At 70.1% G+C, this 14274-nt stretch carries 14 protein-coding genes; 4 read left to right on the top strand and 10 right to left on the bottom strand.

Features of this window, described 5'->3' with window-relative positions; translation table 11 throughout:
- Positions 1–13: 13 nt before the first annotated feature.
- Positions 14–817: an SDR family oxidoreductase gene (locus tag B0I29_RS36450; RefSeq protein ID WP_111653702.1), complete on the bottom strand. Its 804-nt coding sequence runs from the start codon at positions 815–817 to the stop codon at positions 14–16.
- A gap of 35 nt (positions 818–852) precedes the next feature.
- On the bottom strand, positions 853–1062 hold the full coding sequence (locus B0I29_RS36445; RefSeq protein WP_111653701.1) for a hypothetical protein: 210 nt from the start codon (positions 1060–1062) through the stop codon (positions 853–855).
- 114 nt (positions 1063–1176) lie between these two features.
- Here B0I29_RS36445 and B0I29_RS36440 point away from each other — a divergent pair, with 114 nt between their 5' ends.
- Positions 1177–1887 carry an SDR family NAD(P)-dependent oxidoreductase gene (locus B0I29_RS36440; RefSeq protein WP_245973042.1) on the top strand — a complete coding sequence of 237 codons (711 nt, stop codon included), beginning with the start codon at positions 1177–1179 and terminating at the stop codon, positions 1885–1887.
- Between the two features lie 6 nt (positions 1888–1893).
- Here the strand turns inward: B0I29_RS36440 and B0I29_RS36435 are convergent, their stop codons facing one another.
- Genes B0I29_RS36435 through B0I29_RS36425 form a run of 3 tightly spaced genes read right to left on the bottom strand, consistent with a single transcriptional unit; the run spans position 1894 to position 4864 of the window.
- Positions 1894–3171, bottom strand: a complete 1278-nt coding sequence (locus tag B0I29_RS36435; RefSeq protein ID WP_111653699.1) for an ABC transporter permease — start codon at positions 3169–3171, stop codon at positions 1894–1896.
- Positions 3168–3866, bottom strand: coding sequence for an ABC transporter ATP-binding protein (locus B0I29_RS36430; protein ID WP_111653698.1), 699 nt, complete (start codon positions 3864–3866; stop codon positions 3168–3170). Before B0I29_RS36430 ends, B0I29_RS36435 begins: the two co-directional genes overlap by 4 nt.
- The gene (locus B0I29_RS36425; protein WP_245973040.1) at positions 3863–4864 is read right to left on the bottom strand and encodes an efflux RND transporter periplasmic adaptor subunit; all 1002 of its coding nucleotides are present in this window, start codon (positions 4862–4864) and stop codon (positions 3863–3865) included. The genes B0I29_RS36430 and B0I29_RS36425 overlap by 4 nt, the downstream gene beginning before the upstream one ends.
- Before the next feature lie 138 nt (positions 4865–5002).
- Between B0I29_RS36425 and B0I29_RS47130 the strand changes: the two genes are divergently transcribed.
- The gene (locus B0I29_RS47130) at positions 5003–6976 is read left to right on the top strand and encodes a GGDEF domain-containing protein (RefSeq protein ID WP_181558157.1); all 1974 of its coding nucleotides are present in this window, start codon (positions 5003–5005) and stop codon (positions 6974–6976) included.
- Here the strand turns inward: B0I29_RS47130 and B0I29_RS36410 are convergent.
- The 4 genes from B0I29_RS36410 to B0I29_RS36395 are packed head-to-tail and all read right to left on the bottom strand — an operon-like array spanning position 6936 to position 9833.
- Complete coding sequence (locus B0I29_RS36410) at positions 6936–7712, bottom strand: NYN domain-containing protein (RefSeq protein ID WP_111653694.1); 777 nt, start codon at positions 7710–7712, stop codon at positions 6936–6938. The two genes, B0I29_RS47130 and B0I29_RS36410, sit on opposite strands and share 41 nt — an antisense overlap.
- Complete coding sequence (locus B0I29_RS36405) at positions 7712–8356, bottom strand: DUF3159 domain-containing protein (RefSeq protein ID WP_111653735.1); 645 nt, start codon at positions 8354–8356, stop codon at positions 7712–7714. The genes B0I29_RS36410 and B0I29_RS36405 overlap by 1 nt, the downstream gene beginning before the upstream one ends.
- A gap of 46 nt (positions 8357–8402) precedes the next feature.
- Positions 8403–9239: a M23 family metallopeptidase gene (locus B0I29_RS36400; protein WP_181558156.1), complete on the bottom strand. Its 837-nt coding sequence runs from the start codon at positions 9237–9239 to the stop codon at positions 8403–8405.
- 27 nt (positions 9240–9266) lie between these two features.
- Positions 9267–9833, bottom strand: a complete 567-nt coding sequence (locus tag B0I29_RS36395; RefSeq protein ID WP_181558155.1) for an RNA polymerase sigma factor — start codon at positions 9831–9833, stop codon at positions 9267–9269.
- 49 nt (positions 9834–9882) lie between these two features.
- Here B0I29_RS36395 and B0I29_RS36390 point away from each other — a divergent pair, with 49 nt between their 5' ends.
- Positions 9883–11337, top strand: coding sequence for a serine/threonine-protein kinase (locus B0I29_RS36390; RefSeq protein WP_111653691.1), 1455 nt, complete (start codon positions 9883–9885; stop codon positions 11335–11337).
- Here B0I29_RS36390 and B0I29_RS36385 read toward each other — a convergent pair.
- Positions 11308–12492: an MFS transporter gene (locus B0I29_RS36385; RefSeq protein ID WP_181558154.1), complete on the bottom strand. Its 1185-nt coding sequence runs from the start codon at positions 12490–12492 to the stop codon at positions 11308–11310. The genes B0I29_RS36390 and B0I29_RS36385 overlap by 30 nt on opposite strands.
- A 53-nt stretch (positions 12493–12545) precedes the next feature.
- On the opposite strand from B0I29_RS36385, the gene B0I29_RS36380 reads away from it, so the two are divergent.
- Positions 12546–13574: a LacI family DNA-binding transcriptional regulator gene (locus tag B0I29_RS36380; protein WP_111653689.1), complete on the top strand. Its 1029-nt coding sequence runs from the start codon at positions 12546–12548 to the stop codon at positions 13572–13574.
- The last annotated feature ends 700 nt before the right edge of the window (positions 13575–14274 follow it).

Below are 14274 nucleotides of genomic sequence, written 5' to 3'. Positions count from 1 at the left end.
GGACGGTACGGAGTCAGCGTGGCAGGTTGTGCTTGCGGTGGGTCACCTTCTCGACGAGGGAGGCCGGGAGCAGCCGCCGCAGCGCGAAGACGAACGGGGCGTTGCTGCCTACCGCGTACCGCTGCCGCGGCCGCCGCGCCTCGATCGCGGTCACCACGGTCCGCGCCACGCGCTCGGCGGTGATGCCGGTGCTCTCGTTGCGGTCCAGCGCGGTCAGCATCCGGTCGAAGTCGCCGCGGTGCGGGGAGTCCGCTGCGACGTATTTGGTGCGGCGCTCGCTGATGCCGGTGTTGATCGAGCCGGGTTCGACAGTGGTCAGCCAGACGCCGAACGGCGAGTACTCGTGCCGGGCGCCGTTGCTGAAACCCTTGATCGCGGCTTTCGTGGCGACATAGGACGACCGGTACGCCAGCGGGAACGACGCCAGCATCGAGCCGACCATGACGACCCGGCCGTACCCTCGCTCGCGCATCCCGGGCAGCGTCAGCTGCGCGAGCCGCACCGGGCCGAGCACGTTGACCTGGAAGAGCCGCCGCAACGCCTCGGTGGGCAACTCCTCAAGGGGACCGGACTGGCTCTCCCCCGCGTTGTTGACCAGCACGTCGACGCCGGCGAGGACGTCCGCGAGCTGCTCGATCGAGTCGTCCGAGGTGAGGTCGAGGGCGACGTACTCCACCCCGGCGGCACGCTGCTCGGGCTTGAGCGCGTCGGGATCACGGCTGGTGCCGATCACCCGGTATCCACGGCCGGCCAGGGCCGCCGCGGTCGCGAGCCCGATCCCCGACGAGGCTCCAGTGATCAATGCGGTCCGGGTCATCGGAGCACCATACCGATTACCGGCCCGGCGAAGGGTCAGTGATCCGAGCGGGTCACCAGGAACGCGAGCAGGACGGGCGCGATGCCTGCCACCGCGGCCGCCAGGGCCAGCAGGTGGTTGCCGGAGGCCAGGGAGGCCCAGGCGTTGCGGCCGGCGACGAAGAGGATCATCGCCAGTGAAACCCAGAGCAGGCCGGTCGCGATCCGGCGGACAGGCGCGGGGGCCTGTGAGGTCTGCACAGTCATCGGCTTCTCCCGAAAAAGTGAGCGTCGTCGATCCATTCTGTTCAGCGGCGTACGCCGGGAAAACGTCACCACTGCACAGCGTGAAGCCTCACTTACCCAAGTCGGTGTGATCTCATGTCCGTTATGGATCTCGGGATCGCGGGGCGTACCGCCCTCATCGTCGGCGGCAGTGGACTGATCGGCCGGGCGGTGGCGTCCGCCCTGCTCAGCGAGGATGTGAAGGTCGTGCTCGCCGGCCGGGACGCGGCGCGGCTCGCGGCGGTCGCGAAGGAGCTCGGTGGTGCGCCGGGCACTGTCACCCTCGACAACCGGGACCAGGCGTCGGTCAACGCGGCCGTCAACGAGATCAGCGAGATCGACATCCTGGTCAACTCGGCGGCTCCGCCGGCGCACACCCTGGACCCGTCGCTCGACCACAACCCGGAGCAGATCCTGGCGGCGGTCGACGCGAAGACCATCGGCTATCTGCGCACCATGGACGCCGTCCTGCCGCGGATGCGGGCGAACGGCTTCGGCCGGGTCGTCAACATCAGCGGCCAGAACGCTTTCACGACGCGTACCGTCGTGGGGTCTGTCCGCAACAGCGCGGTGATCACCGCGTCGAAGGCCTTGGCCGACGCCTACGTCGCGTCCGGGGTCACGATCAACGTGGTCAATCCGGCGATCGTGACGGCGGAGCCCCGGGACGGGATCGAGCCGGCCACCGGCGGCGATTCAACGCCGCAGCAGGTGGCCGGACTCGTCGTGTACCTCGCGTCGATCCACGCGGCGGCGATCACCGGCGAGTCCATCGCCGTCGGCCACCGCGTGCTCGGCGTCCAATAACCAGATCTATGCGCGCATCACGGTGGCGATCGGGATGCCCGCCGCGCGCAGCGCCGGGATGAAACCGCCCAGCACGCCCGCGATGATCCCGGCGAGGATGCCGGCCACGCCGGCGTCCCACGGGAACTGGACGTTCGCCAGCAGCGGTTCCGAGCCGCCCAGCACCATCGAGACGATCTTGAGGCCGGCGATGCCGGCGCCGATCGCGGCGGCCGCGGTGAGCAGGCCGGTCAGCATCGTCTCGGCGAGCACGATGCCGGCCAGCAGCGTGCGTGGTGTGCCGACCGCGCGGCGCAGTGCGAACTCCTCGACCCGTTCGCCGACCGTGGCGAGGCCGACGTTGAGGATGCCGGCGACGCCGATCAGCAGGACCAGCCCGGCCATCGAGAGGAAGATCAGCCGCATCAGCATGAGCTGCTTCTCCATCTCCTTGCGGTTCTGGACGACGTTGACGTAGGACTCGGCTCCGGCGCCGCGCAGCCGGGACTGCAGCACCTGCTCGACCGGGCTGCCGGAGGACGTCATGACCGTGATCTGGCCGCCGAAGTTCGGGTCGATCAGGCTGCTCGTCGGCATCCAGTTGGTCAGTTCGTCCTGCCGGACGTACGCCCGAGGCTGGTAGTCCCCGTCGTGCACGACACCGACGATCTGCGGGGTCATGTTCGCCTTGGCGCCACGGACCCGCATCTCGGCCGGCACCTGGTGATCGCGGAAGCCCTTCGCGGCCTCCTCGTTGATCACGATCTTCGGGGCCAGCGACGGGACGGTGTCGAAGGCGAGCCAGTCGCCGGAGACCGGGCGCAGCGGGCGGAACGTCAGCAGGTCGCCGGCGACCGCGGTGAGCACCACTTCGATGGCCTCGCCGGTCGGCGGACCGGGTACGCAGTTCCCGACGTTGTCGCAGATCTCGGTCGAACCCCAGGCACCCTGGTCGAACGGCGCCCCACCCGGGTTGATCGGGCTGACGCCGGGCTCACCGATGATCGCCGAGGTGCCGATCAGGCTGACCGCGTCGTTACGGCCGGCCACCGTCTCGGAGACGATCGACGGGGACTTCTCGTGCGGCATCACGTCGATGACGACAGTGCCGTCGTACCCGGACTGGAGCTCGACGTCGGACATCAGGGCGCGTTCGGCGATGCTGGCGCCGGCCTGCACGGTGACCACGGCCAGCACACCGAGGAACAGGCTGATCATCGAGAGCAGAGTGCGCAGCTTGCGGGCCCGGATGCCTTGCAGGCCGATGATCAGGGAGGACCGGAACCGGCCCGACAGGCGCATCATGCGTGCACCCTCCCGGTCTCCGTCAGCACCCCGTTGGCCAGGCTGAGCGTGCGGCCCATCCGGGCGGCGTGGTCGCGGTCGTGGGTGACCAGGATCAGGCCGCAGCCGCGGTGGGTCGCCGCGGAGAGCGCGTCGATCACGGCGGCTCCGGTCTCGGTGTCGAGGGCGCCGGTCGGCTCGTCGGCCAGCAGCACCCGCGGGTCGCGTACGAGTGCCCGGGCGATGGCCACCCGCTGCTGCTCGCCGCCGGACATCTTGGTCGGCCGGTTCTTCGCCAGGTGCGCGATGCCGACCAGGTCGAGCGCTTCCATGACCCGGACCCGGCGCTGCCGGCGGGGCAGCCAGCCCTGGCCGTTGACCAGCGCCATCGCCACGTTCTGCGCGGCGGTCAGGTGCTTGAGCAGGAAGAACCGCTGGAAGACGAAACCGTAGTGCGAGCTGCGCAGCTTGGCGGCCTTGCGCTCGGGCAGCCGGCTGATCTCCTGGCCGTCGAGCAGGTAACTGCCCGAGTCCGGCCGGTCGAACAGGCCGAGGATGCTGAGCAGCGTGCTCTTGCCGGAGCCGGAACGGCCGACGATGGCCACGCTCTCGCCGGCGTGCACGGTCAGGCCGACCCCGTCGAGGATGGTCCGGGGCTCTTCCTGACCCTTGAGGATCTTGGTGATGCCGGTCAGCTCGATCAGGGGCTGGTTCATCCGCCCTGCCCCGGCTGCGGCTGCGCCTCGGCGGTCGGCAGGTTCGGACCCGGGATGGCGATCGTCTCGTCACCGGTCAGACCCTTCTTGATCTCGATGACCTTGCCGTCGGTCATGCCGAGGGTGACGTCGACGGTCTTGCGGTTGCGGTTCTCGTCGACGATGTCGACCTTGCCCTTGCCCTGGCTGCCGGCGACCGCCTCGACCGGCAGGACCAGCACGTCCTTGGCCTTGCCGGTGACCACGTCGAGCGTCACCTCGGCGCCGTTGATCAGCTGGACGGTGTCCGGCGGGGTGCAGACCAGCTGCAGGCCGGTCGGCTCGGACCCGCCGCCGCGCGACTCGGTCGACGGCGCCTCGGTCTCGACCGGGTTCGGCACCGGGCCGCCGGACGCGTTGGGCGCGGCCGTGGTCGGCAGCGGCGCCGCCGGGATCACACCGGCCGGCAGGGCCGCGATGGTGCCCTTGGGCTTGCACTTGAACGGGCCGGGACCGTTCTTGATCTGGCCGGTCACGCTGGAGACGGCGCCGGAGATCCGGTACGCCTGAGCGCTGTCGATGTCGGCCACGATGCCGTACCCGCCGTGCCGTGCCGAGATGATCGGCATCCCCTTGGAGACCTCGGAGCGGTCGTCCATGAGCCGGCCCGCCATCACCGAGCCCTTCGGGATGGTCACCTCACGGGGCTGGCCGCTGTTCCAGATCGTCGCGACCCAGACCGGCTTGCTCGCCGGCAGCGTCGACGGCTGGCGCGACACGTACCGCACCTCGCCGGCGAGCGGCGCGACGACACCGAAGACCGGGTTGATGGCGACCTTGCCGGCCAGGCTGATCTTGTTGGTCAGGTCCTGCCGCTCCGCTTTGACAGTGGTCAATACGGTGCCGCGCTCCTCGAGACCGGGCGTCGGGGCCGTCTCGTCCTCAGACGTGCAGCCGGTGAGGAGCAGCACTGCTGCCGCTGTCACCGCCCCCGCACGGGCAAGTACGGATATTTTCACGGTCCCTCATCCCCTGAGCCGGCATGAACCCGGCCAAACATGATCTCCAATGCGCCTGGCGCGGAGCAGACGGTACAGGGCCCCCGCAACTCTGTGCAGAACCCTCAACCCGACCCAGGGTCGGCCGATCGGAGCGCTATGAACCAGTGGCGCCGGCGCGCGATCCGTGTCGCCGCCGCCTATGGCTTCATTCCGGCGCTGCTCTGTGGCGCCTATCTCGCGGGTACCTGGGACGGCCCCAACCGTGCCCCGATGCTGGTTGTGGTGCTGGTCATGATGCTCTTCGCGACCGGCGGATGGCTGGCCGCGAACCGGCTGAGCGAGTCCAGGATCTGGTGGCGGGTTCCGTTGCTCACCGGCGCCCTGATCAACCTGGCCGGCGACACCGCCCTCGGGCTGCTCGACGGCGGCGCGGCCGGTCCGCTGGGCACGCTCCTGCCCGCCTCGGCGGTGTTCCTGGCGATCACCGTGCCGCCCCGGGCGTTCCTCGGGTTCTCGGTGCTGAGCGTTCTCGCGTACGGAATCCTGGTCTTTTTCGGTGATCCGCCCCCGCCGGGCTATGCGATGGTGCACCTTCTCGCCTATGGCGCCGCGGCGGTCCTGTGCCTGCGTCACTCGACCATTCTGGCGTCGCTGCGCCGCCGCCTGTCGCACGCGTCCCGGACAGACCCGCTGACCGGCTGCCTCAATCGGCGGGGTTTCGACGAGCGTGTCGCCGCCGAGCTGGCAAAGGGCCGGACGACCACGCTGGTCCTGCTCGACCTCGACCACTTCAAGAGCGTGAACGACACCTACGGTCACCAGGCCGGCGACGATCTGCTCGCCTGGGCGGGTCACGAGCTGCTGGCCGAGGTACGCGCCACCGACGCGGTCGGCCGGCTGGGCGGCGACGAGTTCGCGATCCTGCTGCCCGGCACGGATGCCGCCGAGGCCGCCGAGATCGTCACCCGGGTCCGCGCGCGGCTGGCCGGTGCCACGCCGTCGAGCCTGGGTTTCGCAACGTTCCCGGCGGACGCGGACGATGCCGACAGCCTGTCGATCGCCGCTGATTCGAAACTTTATGCGGATAAATCCGCTCACGTCCGGCAGGCGGCCACCGAACAACAGGTCGAGTTCGCGCGTACCCACATGAGTGAAAACGGCCCGGCGGCGACAGTCGCCAAGGGTGAGCGCCGCCGCCATTCGATCGCTGACCCCGGCTGGATGGCGATGGCGCAGACCCTGATCGCGCTGGTCTACGTCGGGTTCTTCACCGAGCATCATGATCATCGCGCGGTGATGGCCGCGATCTGCGTCTGGGGTTTCGCCGCGGGCCTCGCGGTGGTCGCCAGTGCCGATTGGCTGAGCCGGGCCAGGGCCGCGCGTCCGCTGATGCTCGCGTTCGCGACCAGCTCGTTCCTGAGTTGCGCCGCGATCGCCGCCCTCGACGGAGGCGTGGACGGCCCGCTCGGCGTCGGCATGCTGCTGTCCATCCCGCTGCTCGTGTTCGGCATGCGGACCAGCGTCGCGGTGCCGGTCGCGGTCCTGGCGGCGGGCCTTTACACGCTGGTCGCCACAACGGTCGGCGACCCGAACCCGTGGTATGTCGCGCTGAACCTGTTCGGGACCGCCGCGACCTCGTTCGCCTGTGCGGTCCAGGGTCGCGCCGCCGCCCGCCAGCGCCGGATGCTGACCCGCCTCGCCCGCGTCGACGTGCTCACCGGCGTGCTGAACCGGCGCGGCTTCGCGGAACGGTTCACCGCCGATCCCGGCACCGGGCTGCTCGTCGTCGACCTGGACAAGTTCAAGCAGCTCAACGACGCGCACGGCCATGCGGCCGGCGACGATCTCCTACGCTGGGTGGCCCAGACGCTGCGCACTTCGGTACGCCCGGACGACCTCGTCGGCAGACTAGGAGGCGACGAGTTCGTCCTGCTGGTCAGCGGCAACGCCGACACCGTGGCGACCGAGTTGCGCGACGCCCTCGCCGAACGCACCGGCGCCAGCATCGGCGTGGCGATCGCGGGCCGCGACGGAGACGGGTTCGACAGTCTCTACGCGGTCGCCGACGCCCGCCTCTACCAGCAGAAACTCACTCGGCCGGCGTCTTATAGCGCCGCCGCCGGTCTTTGACCCAGATCACCGCGGCCTTGCCGTCGCCATGCTCGCGCCGCTCCACCTCGAACAGGCCGATCGCGCCGATCAGGCCGCCCAGTTTCGCGTACCCATAACTGCGCGGGTCGAAGTCGGAGCGCTGTTTCGTGACGATCTGCCCGACCGCGGCGAGCGGCGCCCAGCCGTCGTCACCGGAGGCGGCCTCGACGGCGGCGCGGATCAGGTTCATCAGGCTGGTGTCGCCGCGCAGCTGGGCCGTGCTCGGTGCCGGCGCGGCGGCCGGCTCACCGATCACCGGCGTCACCTCGGCGGGCTCCACCAGGTTCTCGGTGTAGATGAACTTGTCGCAGGCCGCCACGAACGGCTTCGGGGTCTTGCGCTCGCCGAACCCGTACACCGTCAGCCCCGACTCACGGATCCGCGACGCGAGCCGGGTGAAGTCGCTGTCGCTGGAGACGATGCAGAAGCCGTCGAACCGGCCGCTGTAGAGCAGGTCCATCGCGTCGATGATCATCGCGGAGTCGGTGGCGTTCTTGCCGACCGTGTAGGAGAACTGCTGGATCGGCTGGATCGACTGCGCCAGCAGCTGCTCTTTCCAGCTGCGCAGGCTCGTGCCGGTCCAGTCGCCGAACGCGCGTTTCACGTGCGCCGTGCCGTACTTCGCGACCTCCGCGAGCAGACCGTCGACGATCGCCGCCTGCGCGTTGTCGGCGTCGATCAGAACGGCCAGCTTGGCGGAGTTGTCGTTTGCCATCAGGCCTTCACGGTCTCCTGATCCTGCGGATGACGCAAGCCGGGATGCCCCTCCGGCAGGTTGCGCTGGATGACCCACCAGCTCACCGCGAGGCACGCGGCCACCAGCGGCCAGCTCAGCGCCACCCGCGCGATCCCCAGCTCAGCGGCCCGCCCGGCCTGATAGAGCGGGAGAAAAACCGCAACCCGGATCACATACTGCAAAACCCAGACCCAACTGCCTCTTTGGTACGCCCGAACGAGGGCCGGATCGCGCCGCCACCGTGTCCGCTGCTTGAGCACGCCGCCGACCACGAGTCCGAGCAGCGGCCACCGGACCAGAATGCTGACGATCCACACGAGCGCACTCGCCGTGTTGCTGAACAGCTGGATCAGGAAGAAGTCCTCGGCCCGGCCGGTGTAGAGCGCGATCAGCGCCGCCACACAGACGCCGAGCAGACCGATCACGACAGCGCGGGGCTTGTCACCACGCCGGACCCGCCACGCCGACAGCGCGAGGGCGAAGACCACGGCGGCGCCGGTCCCGGCCCAGATCGACCCGTCACTGATCAGGTAGCCGGCCACGAATCCGACCGGCGGCAGCGACGCGTCGACGGCCGCCCGCCGCCCGTTGAGCAACTCCGCCAGCGATTCCGGCTGCGCCATCTTCACCCTGTTTCTTCGAGTTAGGCGAGCCTAACCCAATCCGGGTCTAGTGGAATATCCGGGCTTCGCCGGTGGCCGGGGTGTCGTCTTTCATCTGTTCGTTTTTCATGTGGAAGGGCAGTCCTGCGGCGAACATCGGGCGTGGCGAGTCCATGAGCTGGAAGTGCAGATGTGGCTCGCTGGAGTTGCCGGAGTTCCCACACTGTCCAATCTCCTGCCCCGCGGTGACTTCCTGCCCGACTTTAACGGATATAGAGCCTATTTTGAGGTGAGCGAGCACCGCGTGGATCCCGTCGCCGGTATCCAGGATCACGTGATTGCCGAGCAGCAGCTTCGGCCCGCCGAACTCCCGGACCATCCCCTCGGCGATCAGATAGAAATAGGCCGCCCACGAGTTACGACTCCGGTGGTCACGGGCGCTGTCATGCACCCGGACCACGGTCCCCTCGGACGGCGCGTACACCGGCTGCCCGAACCCCGGATAGCCCCCCGGTGACCGAAAACCATCACCCTCCCCGAACACCGGCCGCCCACCCGGCTCCGGCTCGTGGATCAGATCGATCGCGAAGGTCTGCCCGTACCCGTTGGTGCCGTGACTGGGCTTTTTGGACGCCGGACTGTTGATCGCCACCCACCGCCCGCGCACCGGCGAGCCCACCTCGATCGGCTCGATCCGCGGAACCCCGGGCCAATAGGCGGCCGCCAGCCCGAGAGCGAGCGGCACCGCCCCGCCGAAGGTGAGCCCGACAATCAGCGCCGGCGGCGGATCAGCCACCAGATTGAGCAGAAACGCACCGACGATCAGCCCCGGCCCGACAGCGAGCCCCAGCCCACGCAGGCGCGAGGCAACAACAAACCACGTGGGTACGCGCGAAGTAGTCACCCTCCCAGTGTCCATGTCCGCCGTGCTCTATTTCGGAATGAGGTTCAGGTAAACGGCGACGAGGCGGCGGGCCCGGGAAATTCGGGAGCGGACCGTGCCGATCGGGAGGTTCAGCCGTTCGGCGATCTCTTCGTACGATTGCTGGTCCCACTCGCGCAGCCGTAACGCCTCTTGATATTCGGCCGGTAATCGGCGCAGCGCGTTCTCCACGTCCATCCTGGTGGCCGCCACCGAGCTCATCCGGCGCAGCGTTCCGGCCGGCTCCGGAACGTCCTCGCTCGGCGTACCCACGCGGGTCTTGCGGCGCAGCACCTCCAGGGCCGCGTGGTACGCGATCCGGTGCAGCCACGTGGTGAAACGCGCCCGCGCCTGGAACGTGCCGATCCCCCGCGCCACAGCGATCAGGGTCTCCTGCACGGCGTCGTCGACGTCGGCCGGGTCGGCCAGAACCCGGCGGGCGCCCGGGTACGCGAGACGACGCGAATGGATTTCGGAAAGCAACTCCTGCAGATCTTGGCGGGAACCGGCTGCCGCCCGCAGCGCCAATTCCTGAAGGTCGCTCCGATCGGGTGATCGGTCGGGGGGAGACGACATTCCGGAATGGTATACAAGGCGCCTACCCGAGAATGAGAGGCCCGATTCCATGATGGAGATCGAATTCATCGGCCGATACCGGGTGGGCCGCCGGCTCGGCGAGGGTGCCTTCGCCGAGGTGTTCCTCGCGATCGACGAGGAGCTGGAGTCACCGGTCGCGATCAAGGTGCTGGCGCGGCGCTGGTCGGACGACGAGGACGTGCGGGAACGCTTCCTCAACGAGGCCCGGCTGCTGCGCCGGCTCGGCGGGGCGCGGCTGGTCGCGGTGCACGACATCGGCGAGCTGCCGGACGGGCGGCCGTACTTCGTGATGCCGTACGCCGACCGGGGCACCCTGGAGGACCGGCTCGCGGCGCTGGCCGGCGAGCAGATTCCGGCCTCGGCCGCGTACGCCGTGGCCCGTGATGTGGCACTGGCCCTGCGCCGGGTGCACGAGGCCGGGGTGGTGCACCGCGACGTGAAGCCGGGCAACCTGCTGATCTTCTCCGAGGCGGATTCGTCGCTCGGTGGCGCCGAGCCTCTCATCGCGGCCGACGAGCGCCTGGTCCTCGGCGATTTCGGCCTGGCCAAGGACCTGACGATCCGGGCCAGTGGGATCAGCCTGCCGGCCGGCACACCCGGGTACATGGCGCCGGAGCAGTCGGACGCGGCGGCCGCCGTCGACGAACGTGCCGATGTGTACGCGTGCAGCGCCCTGCTCACCCGCATCCTGACCGGCCGCCCGCCGGGTGCCGGTTCGGCGCATTCGTTGCCGGTGGGACCCGCGGTCCGCGCGACGATCCTTTCCGGACTCGATCCGCAGCCGGCCAGCCGGCAGCCGTCCGCCGGTGATTGGCTGGTCAGCCTGGACAAGGCGGTGGCCGCCGACAGCACCGGCGTCCGCCCGGCCCGACGCCGCAGACGAGCGGCGGTGCTCGGCGTGGCGATGGCCGTCCTCATCGCCTCACTCGGCATCGGTTTGATCATCACCACGCCGGAGAAGAAGGCGCCGGCGGCCGCGGCTGAGGCCGCTGTCGCTTTCGTGCGGATCACCGACGACACCGGCAAGCTCTCTGTCGACGTGCCCGCCACCTGGAGCCAGCACTGGGGCAACGGCTGGCACCCCGGCCAGAACCCGTTCTTCAACGAGGTCAACGTCGGCCCCGGCATGAACGCCTCGCCCAACGTCTCCGACTGGTTCACCGACGCCGCCGTACCCGGCCTCTTCGCCGGCATCTCCAGCAAGGTCGTCGCACAGGGGAAGTTCACACCGGACTACATGGCGCAGTACTTCGGCCCGAAGGGCTGCACCGCCGCCGGCCGCAGCGAGTTCCGCCTCGACCGGCTCGGCCTGACCGGCACCCAGGGCGAGTGGACCTGCGGCGGCGGCGTGCACTGGCGGTACGCGTACGGATGGCCGGACCACCATCGCTGGATCCTCGCTCTGGAGATCAAGATGGTCACCGCCGAGGACGACAAGGCCTGGGACGAGGCGTTACGCACGGTCGGCCACACGTTCGCCTGACCGGACCGCGGTGACCGGCGCGAGCACGGCGACGACCGCGGTCAGCGCCACCACCAGCCAGAGCGCGCCGCTGAGGCTGGTCAGCGAGGCGAACCCGCCGATCAACGGCGGCCCCGCGATGAACCCGAGATAACCACAGGTGGAGACGGCGGCGACAGCGGTGGCCGGCGTCGGCGTCCGCTGCGCCGCCGCCGTGAAGATCACCGGCACCAGCGTCGCCAGGCCGGCGCCGAGCAGGGCGAAACCCGCGAGCGCGGCCCAGGTGCTCCCTGCCAGAAGTGCGGCGGCGAGAGCCAGGGCAGCCGTCGAGGCAGCCCATCGTACGGTCGTGACCGGGCCGAACGCGGCCACCACCCGATCGCCGACGAGCCGGCCGACGGTCATGGTCACGCTGAACGCGACGAAGCCGGCGCCCGCGAGTCCGGGCGAGGCCCCGAGGGAGTCGCTGAGGTAGACCGCGCTCCAGTCAGCGGTGGCGCCCTCGGCCAGCAGGCCGGCGAAGGCGAGCAGGCTGAGCAGGGCGAGCGCGGGGTTGCGGAGCAGCCGCCCGGCGCCGGGTTCTCTGGAATCGCCGGAGTCACCAGGGCCGCCGGGGTCGCCGGGGCCGCCGGGGTTTGGCACCGGGGTTCGCGCCACGGCGAGCGTCACCAGCAGGCCGAGTACTCCGGCGATGACCAGGTGCTTCGCCACCGGCACGTCCGCACCGGCGGCCACCGAGCCCAGTAGCGCGCCGATCAGCCCGCCGGCGCTGAAGGCCGCGTGGAACCCGGAGAGCACCGGTCTTCCGTACCCTCGCTGCACTCCCAGGCCGGCGGCGTTCATCGCGACATCGAGCGATCCCATCGCCGCTCCCCAGACCAGGAGCGCGGCGAACAACCACGGCAATGACGGGGCGAATCCGATCAGCGGCAGGGTGACCGAGAACCCGGTCAGCGCGCAGGTCATCACCCGGCCGGCGCCGAACCGCTGCACGAGCAGGCCGGTCATCATCATCGATCCGACCGATCCCAGCGCGGGCGCGAGCAACGCCAGGCCGAGCAGGCCCTCGCCGAGGCCCAGCGTGTCCTGAACCGCCGGTATTCGTGGTGTCCACGTGCCGAAGAGCAGGCCGTTCGTGATGAACGCCAGCGTCACCGCGAGTCGAGCCTGTCGCATCGCGCCTCCCATGGTTTACCGGTAAACATCGAGTTTACCGGTAAACTAGCCGGATGGCAGTGACCCTGCGAGACGTGGCACACGCCCTCGGCGTCTCGCACACGACGGTGTCGAACGCGTACAACCGGCCCGCCAAGCTCAGTGAGCAGCTGCGCCGGCGGATCCTCGACACGGCGGCCGAGATGGGTTACCAGGGTCCCGATCCACTCGCCGCCGGGCTCGTGCGGCGGCAGGCCGGGGCGCTCGGCGTGCTCTTCGACGAGGACCTCGCCCACGCGCTGACCGACCCGGCCGCGCTGCTGTTCCTGCAGGGCGTGGCCCGTGCCGGGCAGGCGTCCGCGCTCGGGCTGACGCTGCTCCCGGCACCGCGCACCACCGAGGACCTCGCGGCGCGCAGCGCCCTGGTCGACGGTTTCCTCGTCTACTCGGTCGCCGCCGGCAACCCCGGGTTCCTGGCCGCCCTCCGCCGCGACATCCCCCTGGTCGTCGTGGACGAGCCGGCGCCGCCGAACGGCGACGACTGGATGTTCCTCGGCGTCGACGACCGGGGCGGCGCCGAACTGGCCGCCCGGCACCTGCTGGAGCTGGGCCACCGCCGGATCGGCGTGCTCGTCGACCGGCTCACCCCGGGCGACCGGCAGGGCCCGGCCGACCCGGAACGCCTCGCCGCCACCACCTATCAGGTCGCCCGGGAACGCCTCACCGGATATCTCGCGCCGCTGCCCGAGCACCCGTGGATCTGGGAGTGCGGCGGCGGCACGCCCGAGCATGCCGTACCGGCGACCCGCGCCCTGCTGGCAAGCGGCGTGACCGGGGTGCTCGCGATGACCGACGAGCTGGCCCGGGGTGTGCTGCGGACGGCCGCGACCATGGGCGTCGCGGTGCCCCGGGACCTGTCGGTCATCGGGTTCGACGACATCCCCGAGGCGAGCCGCACCGATCCCCCGCTCACCACGGTCCGGCAGCCGCTCGCCGACAAGGGCGTCCTCGCCGTCGAGGTGCTGACCGGCGCCCGCTCGGCGGGTGTGCGCCTGCCGACGCACCTCGTCACCCGAGCCACCACCGCGCCGGCACCTCGTTGACAACCACGGTCTCTACCATGGGATTTCGAAACCATGGACCGAGGAGCTCGCGATAACGGCCTTTCTCCTGCTCAAGCCCGACTGCCTGCGCCTGGGCATCACCGCGGAGGCGTTGCGGCTGATCAGCGAGGCCGGCCTGCGCGTCGAGGAACGGCGGCGGATCCGGCTCACACCCGCCGACGTGCGGTACCTCTGGTCGGAGTACACCGACGACGGACACGTCCTGGCCCGCGCCTTCCTCGACCGATACCTCACCACCGACGACGCCGAGGCGGTCCTGGTCAGCGGTGACGACGCTTTCGAGAAGGTACGCCGGATCAAGCGCCGCCTGCGGTCCCGGCACGCCCTCGGCATGTTCGCCAACGTGGTCCACGCCGCCGAGAGCCTCAGCGAGCTGGACCGCCAGATGGGCTACCTGTTCTCCGGCACCGACTCCCCCGCAGGTGTATCTCATCGACCCGGAGGCATCGACTTCCGCCCTCACTTCGACGTGCCGAAACTCGTCAGCGGCCTGTGGCCGCTGCTCCAGCGGGACCTGGACGCGCCACCGCCGTACCCGCTGGACGACGGCGGTGAGCACGCCGTGATTCTCGGCGGCGACCGCGACCACACCCTCGACTCGACGGTCTCGGCGATCTGGCAGTCGCTGCCCGGCGTCGACCCGGCGCACGCCATCCTGCTGGCCCTGTACGCGGACCGG

The sequence above is a fragment of the Actinoplanes lutulentus genome (assembly GCF_003259845.1).
GTDB classification, from domain to species: domain Bacteria; phylum Actinomycetota; class Actinomycetes; order Mycobacteriales; family Micromonosporaceae; genus Actinoplanes; species Actinoplanes lutulentus.
The sequence above is the reverse complement of the archived record's forward strand: the minus strand, read 5'-3'. Positions and strand labels throughout refer to the sequence as shown.

What these genes read in the sequence shown, in the direction of transcription:
- B0I29_RS36450 (WP_111653702.1), bottom strand. Translation starts at nt 817, where the DNA reads ATGACCCGGACCGCATTGATCACTGGAGCCTCGTCGGGGATCGGGCTC.
- B0I29_RS36445 (WP_111653701.1), bottom strand. Translation starts at nt 1,062, where the DNA reads ATGACTGTGCAGACCTCACAGGCCCCCGCGCCTGTCCGCCGGATCGCG.
- B0I29_RS36440 (WP_245973042.1), top strand. Translation starts at nt 1,177, where the DNA reads ATGTCCGTTATGGATCTCGGGATCGCGGGGCGTACCGCCCTCATCGTC.
- B0I29_RS36435 (WP_111653699.1), bottom strand. Translation starts at nt 3,171, where the DNA reads ATGATGCGCCTGTCGGGCCGGTTCCGGTCCTCCCTGATCATCGGCCTG.
- B0I29_RS36430 (WP_111653698.1), bottom strand. Translation starts at nt 3,866, where the DNA reads ATGAACCAGCCCCTGATCGAGCTGACCGGCATCACCAAGATCCTCAAG.
- B0I29_RS47130 (WP_181558157.1), top strand. Translation starts at nt 5,003, where the DNA reads ATGAACCAGTGGCGCCGGCGCGCGATCCGTGTCGCCGCCGCCTATGGC.
- B0I29_RS36410 (WP_111653694.1), bottom strand. Translation starts at nt 7,712, where the DNA reads ATGGCAAACGACAACTCCGCCAAGCTGGCCGTTCTGATCGACGCCGAC.
- B0I29_RS36405 (WP_111653735.1), bottom strand. Translation starts at nt 8,356, where the DNA reads ATGGCGCAGCCGGAATCGCTGGCGGAGTTGCTCAACGGGCGGCGGGCG.
- B0I29_RS36395 (WP_181558155.1), bottom strand. Translation starts at nt 9,833, where the DNA reads ATGTCGTCTCCCCCCGACCGATCACCCGATCGGAGCGACCTTCAGGAA.
- B0I29_RS36390 (WP_111653691.1), top strand. Translation starts at nt 9,883, where the DNA reads ATGATGGAGATCGAATTCATCGGCCGATACCGGGTGGGCCGCCGGCTC.
- B0I29_RS36385 (WP_181558154.1), bottom strand. Translation starts at nt 12,492, where the DNA reads ATGCGACAGGCTCGACTCGCGGTGACGCTGGCGTTCATCACGAACGGC.
- B0I29_RS36380 (WP_111653689.1), top strand. Translation starts at nt 12,546, where the DNA reads ATGGCAGTGACCCTGCGAGACGTGGCACACGCCCTCGGCGTCTCGCAC.